We start from the raw sequence: 18504 nt of genomic DNA on the forward strand, positions 1-18504 counted from the left end.
TGGCGGGGTCGGGCTGTGGTGACGGGGTCCAGGTGTAACCACCGGCGACCCGCCCGCATTCCACAAGGCGATCACGCCTGGCCGGAGACAACTTCTCCCCGGTCGGGGACACCTCTCGCGGACGCTATGGAGCTGATGTCGCAAACGACTCACCCGAGGCGACCGTAGTGAACGACTCACCCCGGGCGACGCCGGATCACGTGCGACGCGTCCGCGCCGCGCGGGGACACGCAGCGCAACCCGATGTCGTAAACGACTCAGCTCCATAGCGTCCCGAACCGCAGCGCCTGCCGCACTCGCGTGGGCGGTCACACCGGCCTTCGCCATGCTCTCGGTCGGGTGGTGCGGCGATGATGTCGTCGCCATGGGGAGGTCGGGAGCGTGGGGCGGCCCGGAGGGGCCCTGCTCGCTCGTCCGCCATGTGTAACCACCCCGGGCCAGCCGATGTTCCGCCCCCACGATGCCGGCCGTCACACCCAGGCCGCCCGCCCCGCCCGTCCTGCCCAACTCGGGGCAATCCCGCGCAGGCCCCCACCCCGCCCCGGGCACCCCGCCCTGGCGTCCCACGCCGGGCCGGCCGACGTCGGGGCCTGCCCCGTCCCGCCCCGGGCGTCCCCCGTGGGCCGACGCCGCACGGAAAAACGCGCGGGGCGATCGGGCGACATCTGCCGGTAACGATCTGGGAACGCTCCCAAAGGGTGATTGACACTCGTCGGGCTCTCCTCCAATCTCATGGGAGCGCTCCCGGCATCGACAGCGGGTACTTTCCGCGACCGCGCCGGGCGTCATCCCGGGGACCGTCCCGTCGATGGCGCACGAGCCGGCACCGGCAACAGCGCACCCCCACCACTGACACCCAGCCTCACATCGAAAGAGGGGTCTCGGATGAGCGTCCCAATCCGTCGTCGACGGCTCGCGGCCATCGCGCTCGCGTCCGTCGCGGTGATCGCCACCACCGCCGCCTGCGGCGACGACTCGTCGGACTCGACCGCGAGCGATGGTCCGATCACCCTGGTCGTCGACGTCTTCGGCGACCAGGGCTTCGGCTACGAAGAGCTGTACAAGCAGTACGAGCAGGAGCACCCGAACATCAAGATCCAGGAGCGCGGCAAGGGCCTGGGTCTGACCGACTACAACACCCGCCTCACCCAGCAGATCACCGCGGGTTCCGGCGCCGGTGACGTGGTCGCCCTCGAAGAGGGCACGATCGTGCAGTTCTACGCCCAGGCCGGCAAGTTCGTGAACCTGGCCGACCACGGCGCGAACGACATCAAGAGCAACTTCCTGCCGTGGAAGTGGGAGCAGGGCACCACCCCGGACGGCAAGGTCCTCGGCCTCGGCACCGACGTCGGCTCGATGGCGCTCTGCTACCGCAGCGACCTGTTCAAGGCCGCCGGTCTGCCCACCGACCGCGAGCAGGTCGGCGCGCTCTGGCCGACCTGGGACCAGTTCATCGCCGCCGGCCAGAAGTTCGCCGAGAAGGACAAGAAGCACAAGTTCATCGACTCGGCGACCAACTTCTACAACGTCGTGCTGATGCAGACGGCGGGTGCCGGCACCGGCTACACCTACTACGACAAGAGCAACAAGCTGGTCATCGGCGAGAACCCGGACGTCAAGACCGCGTACGACCTGACCACCAAGATGATCGGTGCCGGGCTGTCGAACAACCTCCAGTCGTTCTCGAACGAGTGGAACGCCGGCTTCAAGAACGCCACCTTCGCCACGGCCGCCTGCCCCGCCTGGATGACCGGTGTCATCAAGGGCCAGGCCGGCGACGCGGGGGCCGGCAAGTGGGACGTCGCCAAGGCCCCCGGCAACGGCGGCAACTGGGGCGGCTCCTTCCTCGGGGTGCCGAAGTCCAGCAAGCACGCCAAGGAGGCCGCCGAGCTGGTGAAGTTCCTGACCAGCGCCAAGGGCCAGATCGAGGCGTTCAAGAAGGTCGGCAACCTGCCCTCGTCGCCGCAGGCCCTGGCCGACCCGGCCGTGGCCGACTCGACCAACGAGTACTTCACCAACGCCCCGGTCGGCAAGATCTTCGCCGCCGGCGCGAGCGAGCTGAAGCCGGTCTACCTCGGCCCGAAGAACAACGCGGTGCGTACCGCCGTGGAGAACACCCTGCGCGCCGTCGAGCAGGGCAAGTCCGCCGACGAGCAGTGGCAGTCGGCGCTGAAGAACGGCGCAGCCGCCGGCAAGTGACCGGCCGGATCCACCGCGGGTGGCGTCGACAGTACGGCTGTCGGCGCCACCCGCGGTGCCCGCTGAACCCCGGCACCGCCCCCGCGGCCGGCCGGTAAGCCCCCGGTGCCGCCCGCGCGGCCGGCCGGTAAGCCCCCGGCGCCGCCCCCGCGACGGGTCGCGCCGACCGACGAGAAGGACCGTCGATGAGCCTGGACCTTGACACCGCAGCGCCCCCCGGCCGGGGCAGTGACCCCGCCCGCCCGGCCGGTGCCGCGAACACTCGTTCGGCCCGCCTGAGCCGGCTGGACCTCAGGTACTCCCCGTACCTCTACATCCTGCCGTTCTTCGTGATCTTCGGGATCTTCAGCGCGTACCCGATCATCTACACCGTCTGGATCGCGCTGACCGACCGGTCGCCGATGAACGAGACGATCAGCTTCGTCGGGCTGGACAACTTCGTCGAGCTGCTGACCCAGGACCCCCAGTTCTGGAACGCCGTGGTCAACACGTTCGGCATGTTCGCCCTCTCCACCGTGCCGCAGCTCGCGATCGCGCTGGTGCTGGCCAACGCGCTGAACCGGAAGCTGCGGGCGCAGACGTTCTTCCGCATGGCCATCGCGATGCCGATCATCACCTCCACCGCCGTGGTCGCGCTGATCTTCTCGATGCTCTACGCCAAGGAGTTCGGCCTGATCAACTGGCTGCTCGACCTGGTCGGCATCGAACCGATCGACTGGCGGGCCAACCGCCTCGCCTCCTGGTTCGCCGTCTCCACCATGGTCGACTGGCGCTGGGTCGGCTACAACGCCCTGATCTACCTGGCGGCCATGCAGTCGATCAGCAAGGACATGTACGAGGCGGCGTCGCTGGACGGCGCGTCGCGCCGCCGGCAGTTCTGGTCGATCACCATCCCGCAGCTCCGCCCGACGATCATCTTCACGCTGATCGTCTCGACCATCGGCGGGTTGCAGCTCTTCACCGAGCCGCTGCTGTTCACCAGCGGCGCCGGGGGCATCTCCGGCGGCTCCGAGGGCCAGTTCCAGACCATCACCATGTACCTGCTCGACGTGATGAACACCCGCTTCCGCTGGGGGTACGCCGGTGCCGTCGCGCTGGTGTTGTTCCTGCTCATCGCCCTGGTGTCGCTGGTGAACTACCTGCTCGCCCGCCGCATCAGCTCGGACAAGTGAGGGTTGCGCCAGATGACGACCACGATGCTCCGCCCGCCCGTACGCCCGGCCGGCAAGCCGCCGCGCGAGTCGCACAAGGCCGACCGGCTCTGGAAGGCCACCCCGCTGACCTGGGTCGGGCTGGTCCTCGGCGTGATCCTCTCCCTCTTTCCGTTCTACTGGATGATCGTCATCGCGTCCCGGACGAACGACGCGGCGAACTCCTGGCCGCCGCCGTTCCTGCCCGGCGGCAAGCTCGGCGAGAACATCCAACGGGTGCTGGCCAACGGTGACGCCAACATCGTCAAGGGGCTGATGAACTCGTTCCTGGTCTCCGGAACGATCACCGTCGCCACCGTCTTCTTCGGCTCCCTGGCCGGCTTCGCCTTCGCGAAGCTGCGCTTCCGGGGCAAGAACGCGATGCTGCTGGTCATCCTCGCCTCGATGATGGTGCCGATCCAGCTCGGCGTGCTGCCGCTGTACATCCTGATGGCCAAGCTCGAATGGCTCAACACCATGCCGTCGGTCACGGTGCCGTTCCTCATCGGCGGCTTCGGCATCTTCATGATGCGCCAGTACGCCGAGCAGGCCGTCCCCAACGAGCTGATCGAGGCGGCCCGGGTCGACGGCTGCTCCACCTGGCGGGTCTACTGGCACGTGGTCGTGCCCGCGCTGCGGCCGGCGGCGGCGGTGCTCGGCCTGCTCACCTTCATGGAGCAGTGGAACCAGTTCTTCTGGCCCTTCGTGGTGCTCGCCGACCCGGCCAACCCGACGGTGCAGATCTCGCTGCGCAGCCTCAACACGGCGTACTTCGCGGACAACTCCCAGATCTTCGCGGGTACGTTGATCGCGACGCTTCCGCTCTTCGTCATCTTCGTCCTCTTCGGCCGCCAGATCATCGGCGGGATCATGGAAGGCGCCGTCAAGTCGTGACCGTTCCCCACCACCGGCCCACCCTCGGCCTGCTCGACGCCGGCGGGGAGTTGACCTTCCCGCCGGACTTCCTGTGGGGGGCGGCGACCGCCGCGTACCAGATCGAGGGGGCCGCCGCCGACGACGGGCGCACCCCGTCGATCTGGGACACCTTCAGCCACACCCCGGGGCGGACCGTCGGCGGGCACACCGGCGACGTGGCCTGCGACCACTACCACCGGATGCCCGACGACGTACGCCTGATGGCCGAGCTGGGGCTGCGGTCGTACCGTTTCTCGGTCTCCTGGCCCCGGGTGCAGCCCGGCGGCTCGGGGGCGGCCAACTCCGCGGGGTTGGACTTCTACCGCCGGCTGGTCGACGAGCTGCTCGGCTGGGGCATCGAGCCCTGGCTGACCCTCTACCACTGGGACCTGCCCCAGCCGCTGGAGGACGCCGGCGGCTGGCCGGCCCGGGACACCGCGGCCCGCTTCGCCGACTACGCCCAGCTCGTCGCCGACGCGCTCGGCGACCGGGTGCACAACTGGACCACGCTGAACGAGCCGTGGTGCTCGGCGTTCCTCGGGTACGGCTCGGGGGCGCACGCGCCGGGGCGCTCCGACCCGGCGGACGCGGTCCGCGCCGGGCACCACCTGATGCTCGGGCACGGCCTCGCCGTGCAGGCGCTGCGGGCGTCGCACCCGGACGCCCGGCTCGGCATCACGGTGAACCTCTACCCGGTGACCCCCGCCACCGACGCCCCCGGCGACGCCGACGCGGCCCGCCGGATCGACGCGCTGGCCAACCGGTTCTTCCTCGACCCGGTGCTGCGCGGGTCGTACCCGCAGGACCTGCGGGCGGACCTGGCGGCGGTGACGGACTTCGGCCACGTGCGCGACGGCGACCTGGCGACCATCTCGACGCCGCTGGACCTGCTGGGGATCAACTACTACAGCCGGCACGTGGTCGCCGCGCCGGTGCCGGGGGCCGCCCCGGAGGCGTACTGGCGGGCGCCGACCTGCTGGCCGGGCAGCGAGGACGTCCGCTTCGTCACCCGGGGCGTCCCGGTGACCGACATGAACTGGGAGATCGACGCCCCCGGGCTGGTCGAGACCCTGCAACGGGTGCACCGGGAGTACACCGAGCTGCCGCTCTACGTCACCGAGAACGGGGCGGCGTTCGTCGACACGGTCGTCGACGGTCGGGTGGACGACACCGACCGGATGGCCTACCTCGACTCGCACCTGCGGGCGGCGCACGCGGCGATCGGCTCCGGGGTGCCCCTGCGCGGATACTTCGCCTGGTCACTGTTGGATAATTTCGAATGGGCCTGGGGTTACGGCAAACGTTTCGGGCTGGTGTACGTCGACTACGACAGCCAGACTCGCATCCCCAAGTCCAGCGCCAGGTGGTACGCCGAGGTGATCCGACGCAACGGTCTGGCCGCACAATAGGCGAGGGCCAGCCAGTGACGGGCGGACCCGGCGCCCACCCCCGTCGGGGGCGAGCCGGGCCGCCCACGTCGGAGGAGCAGAGAATGACAACGCAGCGCACCCGGTCGCTCGGGCGCCCGACCCTCGACGCGGTCGCCGCTCGCGCCGGCGTCGGGCGCGGCACGGTCTCCCGGGTGGTCAACGGCTCGCCCCAGGTCAGCCCCGAGGCGCGGGCCGCGGTGCAGCAGGCCATCGACGAGCTGGGGTACGTGCCGAACCGGGCGGCCCGCGCGTTGGTCACCCAGCGTACGGATTCGGTGGCCCTGGTCGTCTCCGAGTCCGGGGACCGGGTCTTCACCGAGCCGTTTTTCGCCGGGATCGTCCGGGGGGTCAGCTCCGCCCTGCTGGAGACCCCGTTGCAGCTCTGGTTGGCCATGGTGCAGTCGCCGATCGAGCGGGAGCGGGTCGAGCACCACCTGACCAACCAGCACGTCGACGGGGTGCTGCTGCTCTCCCTGCACGACGCCGACCCGCTGCCCACGCTGCTGGAGGAGCGCGGCCTGCCGACCGTGCTCGGCGGCCGGCCGGCCCGGATGCTGCAACCCGGCGCCCAGCCGGCGCACTACGTCGACGTGGACAACGTCGGCGGCGCCCGGCACGCGGTGGAGTACCTCTACGCCCGGGGGCGGCGGCGGGTCGCCACCATCGCCGGCCCCCAGGACATGGGCGCCGGCCTGGCCCGCCTGACCGGCTACCGGGAGGCCGTCCAGGCCACCGGCGCCGGCCTCAACCCCGACCTGATCACGTACGGCGACTTCAGCGAGGGCAGCGGGGCGGCCTGCATGCGCCGGCTGCTGGAGGTCTGCCCCGACCTCGACGCGGTCTTCGTCGCCTCCGACCTGATGGCGTTCGGCGCGCTGCGTACGCTGCGCGAGGCCGGCCGGCGGGTGCCGGAGGACGTGGCGGTCATCGGCTTCGACGACGCCCCGGTGGCCCGGCAGGCCGACCCGCCGCTGACCACGGTCTTCCAGCCGATCGAGGAGATGGGCCGCCAGATGGCGCACCTGCTGGTGTCCCGCATCCGTGGCGTGGACGTCCCCACCAACCACATCCTCCTGGACACCCACATGGTCCGGCGCGCGTCGGCCTGACCCGCAGCCGCAGCGGGGCGGAGGTCAGGGCCAGCGGCGCAGTTCGCGTTTGGCCAGCGAGGCGCGGTGCACCTCGTCGGGGCCGTCGGCCAGGCGGAGGGTGCGGGCCTGGGCCCAGAGCGCGGCGAGCGGGGTGTCCTGGCTGACGCCCGCGCCGCCGTGCGCCTGGATGGCCTTGTCGATCACCCACTCCGCCATCGCCGGGGTGGCGATCTTGATGGCCTGGATCTCGGTGTGCGCGCCCTTGTTGCCGACGGTGTCCATCAGCCAGGCGGTCTTGAGCACCAGCAGCCGGGCCTGCTCGATGCGGACCCGGGACTCGGCGATCCACTCCCGCACCACGCCCTGCTCGGCGAGCGGACGGCCGAAGGCGATCCGCTGGTTCGCCCGGCGGCAGAGCAGCTCCAGGGCGCGCTCGGCCATGCCGACCAGCCGCATGCAGTGGTGGATGCGCCCCGGGCCGAGCCGGGCCTGGGCGATGGCGAAGCCGGCGCCCTCGTCGCCGACCAGGTTCGCCGCCGGCACCCGGACGTCGGTGAAGTCGATCTCGGCGTGCCCGCCGTGCGGGGCGTCGCTGTAGCCGAAGACCGTCAGGCCGCGCCGCACCGTCACCCCGGGGGTGTCGCGGGGCACCAGCACCATGCTCTGCTGGCGGTGCCGGTCGGCGTGCGGGTCGGTCTTGCCCATCACGATGAAGATCTCGCAGCGCGGGTCCATCGCCCCCGACGACCACCACTTGCGGCCGTTGATCACGTACTCGTCGCCGTCGCGGGTGATCCGGGTGGCGATGTTGCTGGCGTCGGAGGAGGCCACCTCCGGCTCGGTCATGCAGAACGCCGAGCGGATCTCCCCGTCGAGCAGCGGCGTCAGCCAGCGCTCCCGCTGCGCGGCGGAGCCGAACTCGGCCAGCAGCTCCATGTTGCCGGTGTCCGGCGCGGCGCAGTTGACCGCCTCCGGGGCCAGGTGCGGGCTGTGACCGGTCAGCTCGGCCAGCGGCGCGTACTGCAGGTTGGTCAGCCCGGCGCCGTAGCGCGGGTCGGGGAGGAAGAGGTTCCACAGGCTCCGGGTGCGCGCCTCGGCCTTCAGCTCCTCCAGCACGGGGGAGCGGGCCCACGGGTCGCCGGCCGCCGCGACCTGCGCGGCGTGCACCGACTCCGCCGGGTAGACGCACTCGTCGAGGAACGTGCTCAGCCGGGCGCGCAGCTTCTCGGTGCGGGCGTCGAAACCGAAGTCCATCACTTCTCCCTGACTGCGCGCAGCCCGTGCGCGACCAGCGGCGCCACCAGCGCGCCGATCCGGTCGAAACCCCCGCCGAGCGTCTGCCCGAGGGTGTGCCGGTAGTGGATTCCCTCGCAGATCACCGCGAGCTTGAAGCAGCCCAGGGCGACGTGCCAGTGCAGCGGGCCGACATCGACGTCGCTGCGCCCGGCGTACCGCTCGATCAGCTCGCCCCCGGTGGGGAAGCCGGCCCGGGGGCCGAGCCCGTCGGCGACCGGGTTGCCCACCACCTCGTCGCTGTCGCCGAGCACGTCCCAGTAGGTCAGCAGGAGCCCCAGGTCGGCCAGCGGATCGCCGAGGGTGGCCATCTCCCAGTCCAGCACGGCCCGCACCGCCACCGGGTCGACCGTGGCGAGGAGGTTGTCCAGCCGGTAGTCGCCGTGCACGACGCGGCCCGCGTTCGCGCCCTCGGGCACCGAGGCGGCGAGCGCGTCGCGCAGCTCGTCGACGCCGGGCAGCGGGCGGCTGCGGGACGCCTCGAGCTGCGCGGCCCAGCGGCGGACCTGCCGGCCGAGGAAGCCCTCGGGGCGGCCGAAGTCGGCGAGCCCGACCTCGGCGGGGTCGACGGTGTGCAGGGCGGCGAGGGTGTCCATCATCGCCATCGCCAGGTCGCGGCGCTGCCCGTCGGTCAGCGGATCGGTCTGCGACCGGCTGCGCAGGACCTCGCCGTCAACCCGCTCCATCAGGTAGAACGGGGCGCCGATCACGTCGGCGTCCGGGCAGAACAGCAGCGCCTCGGGCACGGGCACGGCGGTCGGGGCGAGCGCGGAGATGACCCGGTGCTCCCGGCCCATGTCGTGCGCGGTGGCCAGCACGTGCCCGAGCGGGGGGCGGCGCAGCACCACCTCCCGGCCGGCGCAGCGCAGCAGGTATGTCAGGTTGGACTTGCCGCCGGCGATCAGCCGGGCCCGCAGCGGCCCGGCGGCCAGCTCGGGGCGGCGCGCGCCCAGGTACGCGGCGAGCCGGTCGAGGTCCAGCCCCTTCGGAACGGCCGCGCCGGAGGCGGTGCTCGCATCGACGGCGGCCGGATCGGTCATCCGAATAGTTGATGGCACCTCGGCCGTCCTGTCAAGGCAGGATTTTCCGCCGGGACACGGCACGGCAACAGGGGCGAAACGGTCGACGACCAGGCTGGTGGCAGCCCCGCCGGCCGTCCTGCGCCGGCCCGCCGAGCGGAGGGACGACCATGCTGCTGAGAGTTCGGGTGACCCTGCCGGATCGCCCCGGCACGCTCGGTCAGGTGGCCCGGACACTCGGCGTCTCCGGTGCCGACATCGTCCAGGTCGTCGTCCTGGAGCGCCTCGGCGGGCGGGCGGTCGACGACTTCACCGTGGTCTGGCCGGGCGCCGGCCGGGTGGAGCGGCTGCTGGCCGGCCTCGCCGCCATCCCGGGGGTGCGGGTCGACGGGCTCTGGCGGGCGATCGGCGCGCCGACCACCACCGGGCAGGACGCCGAGTTGCTGGCCCAGGTCGCGGGGAACCCGGCCGACGGGCTGGCCACCCTGGTCGACGCGGTCCCCGGCCTGCTGGCCGCGGACTGGGCGGTGGCGGCGGTGGTCCCGCTGGACTGGGCGTCGCGCACCGGCGTCGGCAGCGGTGCGGCGACCGTGACCCGGGCGAGCTGGCGTACCCCCGTGCCGGCCCGGCTGCCCGAGGTCACCCCGCTGCGGGCCCGCGAGCTGACGGGCACCGACGGCACCCACTACGCGGTCGCGCCGTTCGGCCGGGCCGGGCTGGTGCTCGTGGTGGCGCGGGACCGGGCCGAGGCGCTCAGCCCCGCCGCGTTCCACTCCACCGAGGTGGACCGCCTCGCCCAGCTCGTCCGGGCCAGCGCGGTGATCCTCGGCGACCGGCTCGACCTGGCGGACGTCCCGCCGGTGCCGGCCGGCGGTTGATCGACCGAGTCCCGGTACGGGGCTCGTCGGCCGGCCCGGTCCCCGATGCGGGGGCCGGGCCGGCACTACTGCGCCGCCCCGGCGACGAGGCCGGGTCCGGGCTGGAGTGGGTTCGCCGGGTCGTCACCGCCGGGCAACGGCCCGGCAACAGCGGCCCGTCATCCTCGTCGGTGAGGAAGGGAGACAACCATGGCGCTGTGGCGGATCCGAGCCACCGTGGACGACCGGCCGGGTTACCTGTCGGTGCTCACGGCCAGCCTCGCGTTGCGCGGGGTCAACATCCTCACCGTGCAGGTGCACACCACCGAGGTGGGGGCGGTCGACGACTTCCTCGTCGACGCGCCCGACTCGCTCGACGAGGCGGGGCTGGTCGCCGCCGTGGCGCGGGGCCGGGGCCGGGACTGCTGGGTGGCGCGCAGCGAGGCGCGCGGCCTGGCCGACCAGCCGACCCGGGTGCTGGGCCTGGCCACCGGGCTGGTCCGCGACCCGGAGGCGACGGGCCCGGCGCTGGCCACGCTGCTGGCGGCCGACGAGGTCGTCTGGCGCTGCGCCCCGGCCGCCGGCGGCATCGACGGCACGACCCTGACGCTGCCCGATCCGACCGGCGGCTCCTACGAGGTGCGCCGGGCCGCGCCGACGTTCACCCCGGCCGAGTACGCGCGGGCCCAGGCGCTGACCGAATTGGCGGCGACGGTGGCCCGCCGGGCCGTCGACCAGGTCACCCTGGTCCTGCCCGACGGTGCCGAGCTGACCGTCCGCCCGGCAGGCGCCGACGACCTGCCCGGCGTACTGGAGCTGCACCGACGCTGCTCGGCGCGGACCCGGCACCGCCGGTACCTGGGCGGGGCCGCGTCGCCCGCGCCGGCCCGGCTGCGCCGGCTGCTGGAGCCGACCCAGGGCCTGACCCTGGTCGCGACGGCGGCCGAACCCGGCGCGGCGGCGGAGCCGACCGTCGTGGCCATGGCCAACCTGCTGGCCGAGGGCGACGAGGCCGAGGCGGCGCTGCTGGTGCGCGACGACTGGCAGCGGCGCGGGCTCGGCACGGCCCTGCTGCGCCGGCTGGTGGGGCACGCCGAGCGCGGCGGGCTGGCGGCGGTGCTGCTGCACGTCCAGGCGGAGAACGCGCCGATGCTGCGTACGCTGGCCCGGCTGGCCCGCCCGAGCGCGGCGGAGCGCGACGGCGGCCTGGTCACCGTCACGCTGCCGCTGGCCACCAGCGCCGCCACCACCAGCGTCGCCGCCGAGTCGCCTCAGGTGGTGGGGTAGCTGCTGTAGTCGGGGAAGTTGCCGTAGAGGCGGTCGTCGCCGCCGACGGTGACGGCCTGCACGAGCAGGTCGCCGCCGACGAAGGCGCCCTTCCAGGAGGCGCCCCGCCCGCCGAACGGCTCGTCGCGGTCGCCGCGTGAGCGCGGCTTGTTGATGCCGACCTTGAACGCCTGCAGGTCCACGGCCAGCTTGCCGGCCAGCTCCTCGTCGTCGCAGGCGAGGCTGGCCACCAGCGCGCCGTTGGAGGCGTTCATCGCGGCCAGCAGCTCGTCGGTGGTGTCCACCACCACGATCGTGTCGACCGGGCCGAACGGCTCGGCGTGCATCAGCCGGGACCGGCCGGGCGGGGCCAGCAGCACCGCCGGGGCCACGTACGCGGAGGTGTCCTGCCCGTCGAGGAAGGGCGCGCCGGTCAGCTTGCCCCGGTGCAGCGGCACCGCCCCGCCGCGGACCGCCTCATCGACCTTGCGGCGTAGCTCGTCGGCCTTGGCCGCGCTGATCAGCGGGCCGAAGTCCAGCTCGGGCAGCGGGTCGCCGGCCGACCAGCCCTCGTCGACCGCCAGCGGGTGGCCGAACCGGATCGAGCGGACCACCGGCAGGTACATGTCCAGGAACTCGTCGACCAGGTCGCGCTGCACCACGAACCGGGGGTACGCGGTGCAGCGCTGCTTGCCGTACTCGAAGCCCTTGCGCAGGTGCCCGGCGAGCAGGTCCCACTGGGAGAAGCCCCAGACGCCCCAGGCGTTGAGGCCCTCCTGCTCGATGAAGTGCCGCTTGTCGGAGTCGAGCAGCGCGGCGGCGACCTTGCCGCCGTTGGAGCGCCCGCCGACGAACGCCACCGCGCCGACCTGCGGGGCCCGCACCAGCACCTCGGAGAGCTCCTCTCCGCCGCCGCTGACCAGGGTGGCGGGGAGCCCGGCGCGGCGCATCAGCGCGTGCGCGACGGTGAGGCAGACCGCCCCGCCCTGCGACGGGGTCTTCGCGATCACCGCGTTGCCGGCCAGCAGCTGCACCAGCTCGGCGTGCACCAGCACGCTCATCGGGTAGTTCCACGAGGCGATGTTGCTGACCGGGCCGGGCAGCGGCTCGCGGCCGTCGGCGAGCATCCGGTCGATCTGCCCGACGTACCAGCGCACGCCGTCCAGGGCCCGGTCGACGTCGGCGCAGGCCAGCCGCCACGGCTTGCCGATCTCCCAGACCAGCAGCAGGGCCAGCAGGTCGCGGTGGTCGGCGAGGGCGGCCAGGGCGTCGGTGACCCGGGCCTTGCGCTCGGCGAGCGGCGTGGCGGCCCAGTCGCGGTGCGCGGCGGCGGCGTGGGCGACGGCGGAGCGGGCGGTGTCGGCGTCGAGCCGGGGCAGGTTGACCAGGACGGTGTTGTCGACCGGGGTGCGGACCGGGTGCGGGGTGCCGACCGCCCGCCAGTCGCCCTCGACGAGGTTGCGCAGGGTGGTCACGCCGCCCGTCTCGGGCCCGAAGGCCTCGGGGGTGGCGGCCACGGCGCGGGCGAGGGTGTCGGACCAGGCGGTGCCGTCGGCGAGTCGGAGGGCCATCGGTTCTCCTCAGGGTGGACCGGGGGAGCAGCCGCGTCGATGGAACTGCTGGGGGCCCGTACTGTCTCGCGTCGATGCGGGGGCCGGCAACCGTACGCCCGTATCCCAGGACGTGAGCGGCCTGCGGTCTTCCCAAGAGCGGGAGCGGCTCGATACATTGTCGAACATCCATGGGAGCGCTCCCGCGCCTCCTCGGAACCCCACCACCCGCCGCCGGCGGCCGCCGACCAGGCCCGACGCCCGTCCCGCGTCGGTCGGCGTCGCCGGGGCACCACCGTCAGGAGCGCCCCATGCGTGATCCGATCCGGCCCGCCCGGCCGTCGTGGCCCGCCGAGCACCCGCCGCCGCGCGCCCGCCGTGCCCGGGCCTGGCCGCGTCGCCTGCTGGCCGCCGGCGCGGCCCTGGCCGCCGGCCTCGCCGTGAGCGTCGTCGCGCCGCAGGCCGCCCCCGCCGCCAGCCTGCGGGCCACCCCCGCCGCCGCGCCCGCGTTCAACTACGCCGAGGCGCTGCAGAAGTCGCTGTTCTTCTACGAGGCCCAGCAGTCCGGGCGCAAACCCGCCTGGAACCGGGTCTCCTGGCGCGGGGACTCCGCGCTCACCGATGGCGCCGACGTCGGCGTGGACCTCACCGGCGGCTGGTACGACGCGGGCGACCACGTGAAGTTCGGCTTCCCGATGGCGTTCAGCGCCACCATGCTGGCCTGGGGCGCGGTCGAGTACCGCGCGGGGTACGTCGCCTCCGGGCAGCTCACCCACCTGCTCGACAACCTGCGCTTCGTCAACGACTACTTCGTCAAGGCGCACCCCGCCCCGAACGTCCTGTACGGGCAGATCGGCAAGGGCGACGACGACCACAAGTGGTGGGGCCCGGCCGAGGTGCTGCCGATGGCGCGGCCCGCGTACAAGATCGATGCGAGCTGTGGCGGCGCGGACCTGGCGGGGGAGACGGCGGCGGCGATGGCCGCGTCGTCGATGGTCTTCCGCCCCACCGACGTCACCTACGCCGACAAGCTGCTCGGCCACGCCAGGCAGCTCTACACCTTCGCGGACACGGTGCGGAAGAACTACCACGAGTGCATCACCGACGCCAGCACCTTCTACAAGTCGTGGAGCGGCTGGCAGGACGAGCTGGTCTGGGGCGCGATCTGGCTGCACCGGGCCACCGGCGACGCCAGCTACCTGGCCAAGGCCGAGAGCGAGTACGACAAGCTCGGCACCGAACCGCAGTCGACCACCCGCTCCTACAAGTGGACCATCGCCTGGGACAACAAGCAGTTCGGCGCGTACGTGCTGCTGGCCAAGCTCACCGGCAAGCAGAAGTACGTCGACGACGCCAACCGCTGGCTGGACTGGTGGACCGTCGGGGTCAACGGGTCGAAGGTGGCCTACTCGCCCGGCGGAATGGCGGTGCTCGACTCCTGGGGCGCGCTGCGCTACGCCGCCAACACCTCCTTCGCCGCCCTGGTGCACAGCGACAGCACCACCGACGCCACCCGCAAGGCCCGCTACCACGACTTCGCCGTCCGCCAGATCGGGTACGCCCTCGGCGACAACCCGCGCAACTCCAGCTACGTCATCGGCTTCGGGGCCAACCCGCCGCGCAACCCGCACCACCGCACCGCGCACGGCTCCTGGTGGGACAGCCAGACCGTGCCCACCGAGACCCGGCACACCCTCTACGGCGCGCTGGTCGGCGGCCCCTCGGCGGCCAACGACGCCTACACCGACAGCCGCTCCGACTACGTGATGAACGAGGTCGCCACCGACTACAACGCCGGCTTCAGCTCCGCCCTGGCCCGGCTGGCCGCCGAGTACGGCGGCACCCCGCTGGCCGGCTTCCCCGGCACCGAGCAGGCCGACCTCGACGAGCTGACCGTGGAGACCACGGTGACGCAGGCCGAGCCCCGGGCCACCGGGCTGAAGGCGATCGTCTACAACAAGTCGGCGTTCCCCGCGCGGGCGCTGACCGACGGCAGGTTCCGCTACTACTTCCGCCCCGAGGGCACCGGCGCGGTGCAGGTCACCCCCGGCTACACCCAGGGCTGCCCGGCGCCGTCGACCGCCAAGCAGCTCAGCGGCGACATCTGGTACGTCGAGGTGGACTGCACCGGGCACACCATCGCCCCCGCCGGGCAGTCGCAGCACCGGATGGAGGTGCAGTTCAAGATCGGCGTACCGGAGGGCGGCACCTGGGATCCGACCAACGACCCGTCGTACCAGGCCACCGCCGGGCCGAACCGCAAGGTCACCCTCTACGCCGGCAGCACCCGGGTCTGGGGCGACGAGCCCACCGGCACCCCGGCGGACACCACCGCGCCCACCGTGCCCGGCACCCCGACCGCCTCGGCCGTCGGCCCGACCGGGCTCACCCTGACCTGGGCGGCGTCGACCGACAACGTCGGCGTCACCGGGTACCGGGTCTACCGCAAGGCCTCCCCGACCGACACCCTGCTCGCCACGGTCACCGGCACCAGCCACGCCGTCACCGGGCTCAGCCCCGGCACCGCGTACGTCTTCTACGTCGTCGCGCTCGACGCCGCCGGCAACCCCTCCACCCCGTCACCCGGCGTCACGGTCACCACCACCGGCACGCCCACCCCGACCGCCGGCTGCAAGGTCGGCTACAGCACCAGCGACTGGAGCGCCGGCTTCACCGCCACCGTCACGCTCACCAACACCGGCACCACCGCCCTCACCGGCTGGAGCCTGGCGTTCGCCTTCCCCAACGCCGGGCAGAAGGTGAGCCAGGGCTGGTCGGCGAACGTCACCCAGACCGGCGCCGCCGTCACCGCGACGAACCTCGCCTACAACGGGGCGCTGGCGGCGGGGGCCTCGACCAGCTTCGGCTTCAACGGCACCCACACCGGCGCCAACCCGAAGCCCACGGCCTTCACCCTCAACGGCTCCCCCTGCACCGTCTCCTGACCGTCGCTGCACCCGTGGGGTGGCCGATACCGCACCCGGGGCCGGCCACCCCACCCCACCCCACCCCACCCCACACCTCGCGGCCAAAACATTTCCGAAACTATTCCGAAACTTGTTGCCCGAACCGACGAGTGATGTAAGCATTGATAAATGTAGATTTATCAACCGAGACGTCCAGTCGTCCCTGCCCGGACGGCCTGGGCGTTGGCCAATAAGGAGGCCACGATGGCAATGAGCCCATCCGTTCAACGCGGCGCGAGTCGGCGACGGCGCTCGCCCGCACTCCGAGCGCTGCTCGCCGGCGCGATCGGCACCGTGACCCTGGCCGCCGCCGTGCTGCTGATGCCGTCGGCGAACGCCGCCGCGACCACGCTGGGCGCGGCCGCCGCGCAGTCGGGCCGGTACTTCGGCACGGCCATCGCGGCGGGCCGGCTCGGCGACTCGACGTACAGCACGATCGCCGCGCGTGAGTTCAACATGATCACCGCCGAGAACGAGATGAAGCCGGACGCGACGCAGCCCCAGCGGGGCCAGTTCAACTTCAACTCCGGTGACCAGATCTACAACTGGGCGACCCAGCGTGGCCTGAAGGTCCGCGGGCACACCCTGGCCTGGCACGCGCAGCAGCCGGGTTGGATGCAGAGCCTGAGCGGCAGCAACCTGCGTCAGGCGATGATCGACCACATCAACGGCGTGATGGGCCACTACCGGGGCAAGCTCGCCGCCTGGGACGTGGTCAACGAGGCGTTCAACGAGGACGGCAGCCGCCGCTCCTCCAACCTCCAGGGCACCGGCAACGACTGGATCGAGGTGGCGTTCCGCACCGCGCGGGCGGCCGACCCGTCGGTCAAGCTCTGCTACAACGACTACAACATCGAGAACTGGTCCTACGGCAAGACGCAGGGCGTCTACCGCATGATCCAGGACTTCAAGTCCCGTGGCGTGCCGATCGACTGCGTCGGGTTGCAGACCCACTTCACCGGCGGCAGCTCGCTGCCGAGCAACTTCCAGACGACACTCTCCAGCTTCGCCGCGCTCGGCGTGGACGTGGCGCTGACCGAGGTCGACGTCACCAACTCCTCCACCACCCAGTACGCCGGGCTGACCCAGGCGTGCCTCAACGTGCCGCGCTGCATCGGCATCACCGTCTGGGGCGTACGCGACAGCGACTCCTGGCGCTCGAACGAGAGCCCGCTGCTCTTCGACGGCAGCGGCAACAAGAAGGCCGCCTACAACTCCGTCCTCAACGCGCTCAACGCGGCGACCCCCGGGCCGACCGCGACCCCGACCCCGACCCCGACCACGAGCCCGCCGCCGAGCGGCGGTGCCGGCCGGATCGTCGGCGTGCAGTCGAGCCGGTGCATCGACGTGCCCAACGCGACGCAGACCAACGGCACCCGGGTCCAGCTCTACGACTGCAACGGCCAGTCGAACCAGCAGTGGACGTACACCAGCAACAAGCAGTTGCGGGTCTACGGCAGCAAGTGCCTCGACGCGAACGGCGCGGGCACCGCGAACGGCACCGGCGTCATCATCTACGACTGCAACAGCCAGTCGAACCAGCAGTGGAACATCAACTCCAACGGCACCATCAGCGGCGTGCAGTCCGGCCGCTGCCTGGACGTCTGGGGCACCGGCAACGGCCAGCAGATCCAGCTCTACGACTGCCACGGTCAGTCCAACCAGCAGTGGCGGACCGACTTCGGCGGCACCACGCCGCCGCCGACGACGCCGCCGCCGACGACCACGCCGCCCCCGTCGGGCAACTGCGCGCTCCCGTCGACCTACCGTTGGTCGTCGACCGGCGCGCTGACCGACCCGAAGAACGGCTGGGTCTCGGTCAAGGACTTCACCAACGTGGTCTACAACGGCAAGCACCTGGTCTACGCGTCGAACGTCAACAGCAGCGGCTCGTACGGCTCGATGAACTTCAGCCTGTTCACCAACTGGTCCGACATGGCCTCGGCCGGTCAGACCGCAATGAGCCAGGGCACGGTGGCGCCCACGCTGCTCTACTTCGCCCCGAAGAACATCTGGGTGTTGGCGTACCAGTGGGGACCGACCTCGTTCAGCTACAAGACGTCGAGCGACCCGACCAACGCCAACGGCTGGTCCTCGGCGCAGACGCTCTCCACCGCCACGCTCTCCGACGCCCCCTACGGCGTGATCGACCAGACCCTCATCGGCGACGACCAGAACATGTACCTCTTCTTCGCCGGTGACAATGGCAAGATCTACCGGTCGAGCATGGCGCTCGGGAACTTCCCGGGCAGCTTCGGCTCGAGCTACACGACGGTCATGACCGACACGACCAACAACCTGTTCGAGGGCGTCGAGGTCTACAAGGTGCAGGGCCAGAACCAGTACCTCATGATCGTCGAGGCGATCGGTGCGCAGGGCCGCTACTTCCGGTCGTTCACGTCGAGCAGCCTGAACGGCTCGTGGACCCCGCAGGCGGCCACCGAGAGCAACCCCTTCGCCGGCAAGGCCAACAGCGGCGCGACGTGGACCAACGACATCAGCCACGGTGACCTGGTCCGCAACAACCCCGACCAGACCAAGACCATCGACGCCTGCAACCTGCAGTTCCTCTACCAGGGCAAGAACCCCAGTGCGGGGGGCGACTACAACCTGCTGCCGTGGCGGCCGGGTGTCCTGACCCTCCAGCGCTAGGGCGACGAGGGGCGGCACCGGCCGCGCCCGTCCGCTGATCACCCCGGGTCGTGCCCGGCACCGCGCGGTGCCGGGC

General features: G+C 72.1%; 12 protein-coding genes. 9 read left to right on the forward strand and 3 right to left on the reverse strand.

The window, feature by feature from the left end; genetic code table 11:
• The first annotated feature begins 885 nt into the window (after window positions 1–885).
• From ACLQ2V_RS20430 to ACLQ2V_RS20450, 5 genes are all read left to right on the forward strand, one after another.
• Window positions 886–2199 (forward strand): ABC transporter substrate-binding protein, encoded by a 1314-nt coding sequence (locus ACLQ2V_RS20430; protein ID WP_425720135.1) that lies wholly within the window; start codon window positions 886–888, stop codon window positions 2197–2199.
• 185 nt (window positions 2200–2384) lie between these two features.
• Window positions 2385–3371 (forward strand): carbohydrate ABC transporter permease, encoded by a 987-nt coding sequence (locus ACLQ2V_RS20435; protein ID WP_425720136.1) that lies wholly within the window; start codon window positions 2385–2387, stop codon window positions 3369–3371.
• Window positions 3372–3395: 24 nt separating this feature from the next.
• Entirely contained in the window at window positions 3396–4283 is an 888-nt protein-coding gene (locus tag ACLQ2V_RS20440) for a carbohydrate ABC transporter permease (protein ID WP_425720286.1), read from the forward strand.
• Window positions 4280–5713: a GH1 family beta-glucosidase gene (locus ACLQ2V_RS20445; RefSeq protein ID WP_425720137.1), complete on the forward strand. Its 1434-nt coding sequence runs from the start codon at window positions 4280–4282 to the stop codon at window positions 5711–5713. Before ACLQ2V_RS20440 ends, ACLQ2V_RS20445 begins: the two co-directional genes overlap by 4 nt.
• A gap of 83 nt (window positions 5714–5796) precedes the next feature.
• Complete coding sequence (locus tag ACLQ2V_RS20450; protein WP_425720138.1) at window positions 5797–6843, forward strand: LacI family DNA-binding transcriptional regulator; 1047 nt, start codon at window positions 5797–5799, stop codon at window positions 6841–6843.
• A 24-nt stretch (window positions 6844–6867) separates the two neighbouring features.
• Here ACLQ2V_RS20450 and ACLQ2V_RS20455 read toward each other — a convergent pair whose 3' ends face one another.
• Complete coding sequence (locus ACLQ2V_RS20455; RefSeq protein WP_425720139.1) at window positions 6868–8079, reverse strand: acyl-CoA dehydrogenase family protein; 1212 nt, start codon at window positions 8077–8079, stop codon at window positions 6868–6870.
• Window positions 8079–9158, reverse strand: coding sequence for a phosphotransferase family protein (locus ACLQ2V_RS20460; RefSeq protein ID WP_425720140.1), 1080 nt, complete (start codon window positions 9156–9158; stop codon window positions 8079–8081). Before ACLQ2V_RS20460 ends, ACLQ2V_RS20455 begins: the two co-directional genes overlap by 1 nt.
• Before the next feature lie 149 nt (window positions 9159–9307).
• Between ACLQ2V_RS20460 and ACLQ2V_RS20465 the strand changes: the two genes are divergently transcribed.
• Both ACLQ2V_RS20465 and ACLQ2V_RS20470 read left to right on the forward strand, forming a co-directional pair.
• Entirely contained in the window at window positions 9308–10015 is a 708-nt protein-coding gene (locus tag ACLQ2V_RS20465) for an amino acid-binding protein (protein WP_425720141.1), read from the forward strand.
• Window positions 10016–10204: 189 nt separating this feature from the next.
• A complete protein-coding gene (locus ACLQ2V_RS20470) occupies window positions 10205–11281 on the forward strand; it encodes a GNAT family N-acetyltransferase (protein WP_425720142.1) in 1077 nt (358 codons plus the stop codon).
• On the opposite strand, the gene ACLQ2V_RS20475 is transcribed toward ACLQ2V_RS20470, so the two are convergent.
• The gene (locus ACLQ2V_RS20475; protein ID WP_425720143.1) at window positions 11266–12831 is read right to left on the reverse strand and encodes an aldehyde dehydrogenase family protein; all 1566 of its coding nucleotides are present in this window, start codon (window positions 12829–12831) and stop codon (window positions 11266–11268) included. The genes ACLQ2V_RS20470 and ACLQ2V_RS20475 overlap by 16 nt on opposite strands.
• Window positions 12832–13121: 290 nt before the next feature.
• Here ACLQ2V_RS20475 and ACLQ2V_RS20480 point away from each other — a divergent pair, with 290 nt between their 5' ends.
• Window positions 13122–15755 carry a glycoside hydrolase family 9 protein gene (locus ACLQ2V_RS20480; protein ID WP_425720144.1) on the forward strand — a complete coding sequence of 878 codons (2634 nt, stop codon included), beginning with the start codon at window positions 13122–13124 and terminating at the stop codon, window positions 15753–15755.
• A 225-nt stretch (window positions 15756–15980) separates the two neighbouring features.
• Window positions 15981–18428, forward strand: a complete 2448-nt coding sequence (locus ACLQ2V_RS20485) for a non-reducing end alpha-L-arabinofuranosidase family hydrolase (protein WP_425720145.1) — start codon at window positions 15981–15983, stop codon at window positions 18426–18428.
• Window positions 18429–18504 lie beyond the last annotated feature (76 nt).

This window comes from Micromonospora sp. DT233, from assembly GCF_049841815.1.
Taxonomy (GTDB): Bacteria; Actinomycetota; Actinomycetes; order Mycobacteriales; family Micromonosporaceae; genus Micromonospora.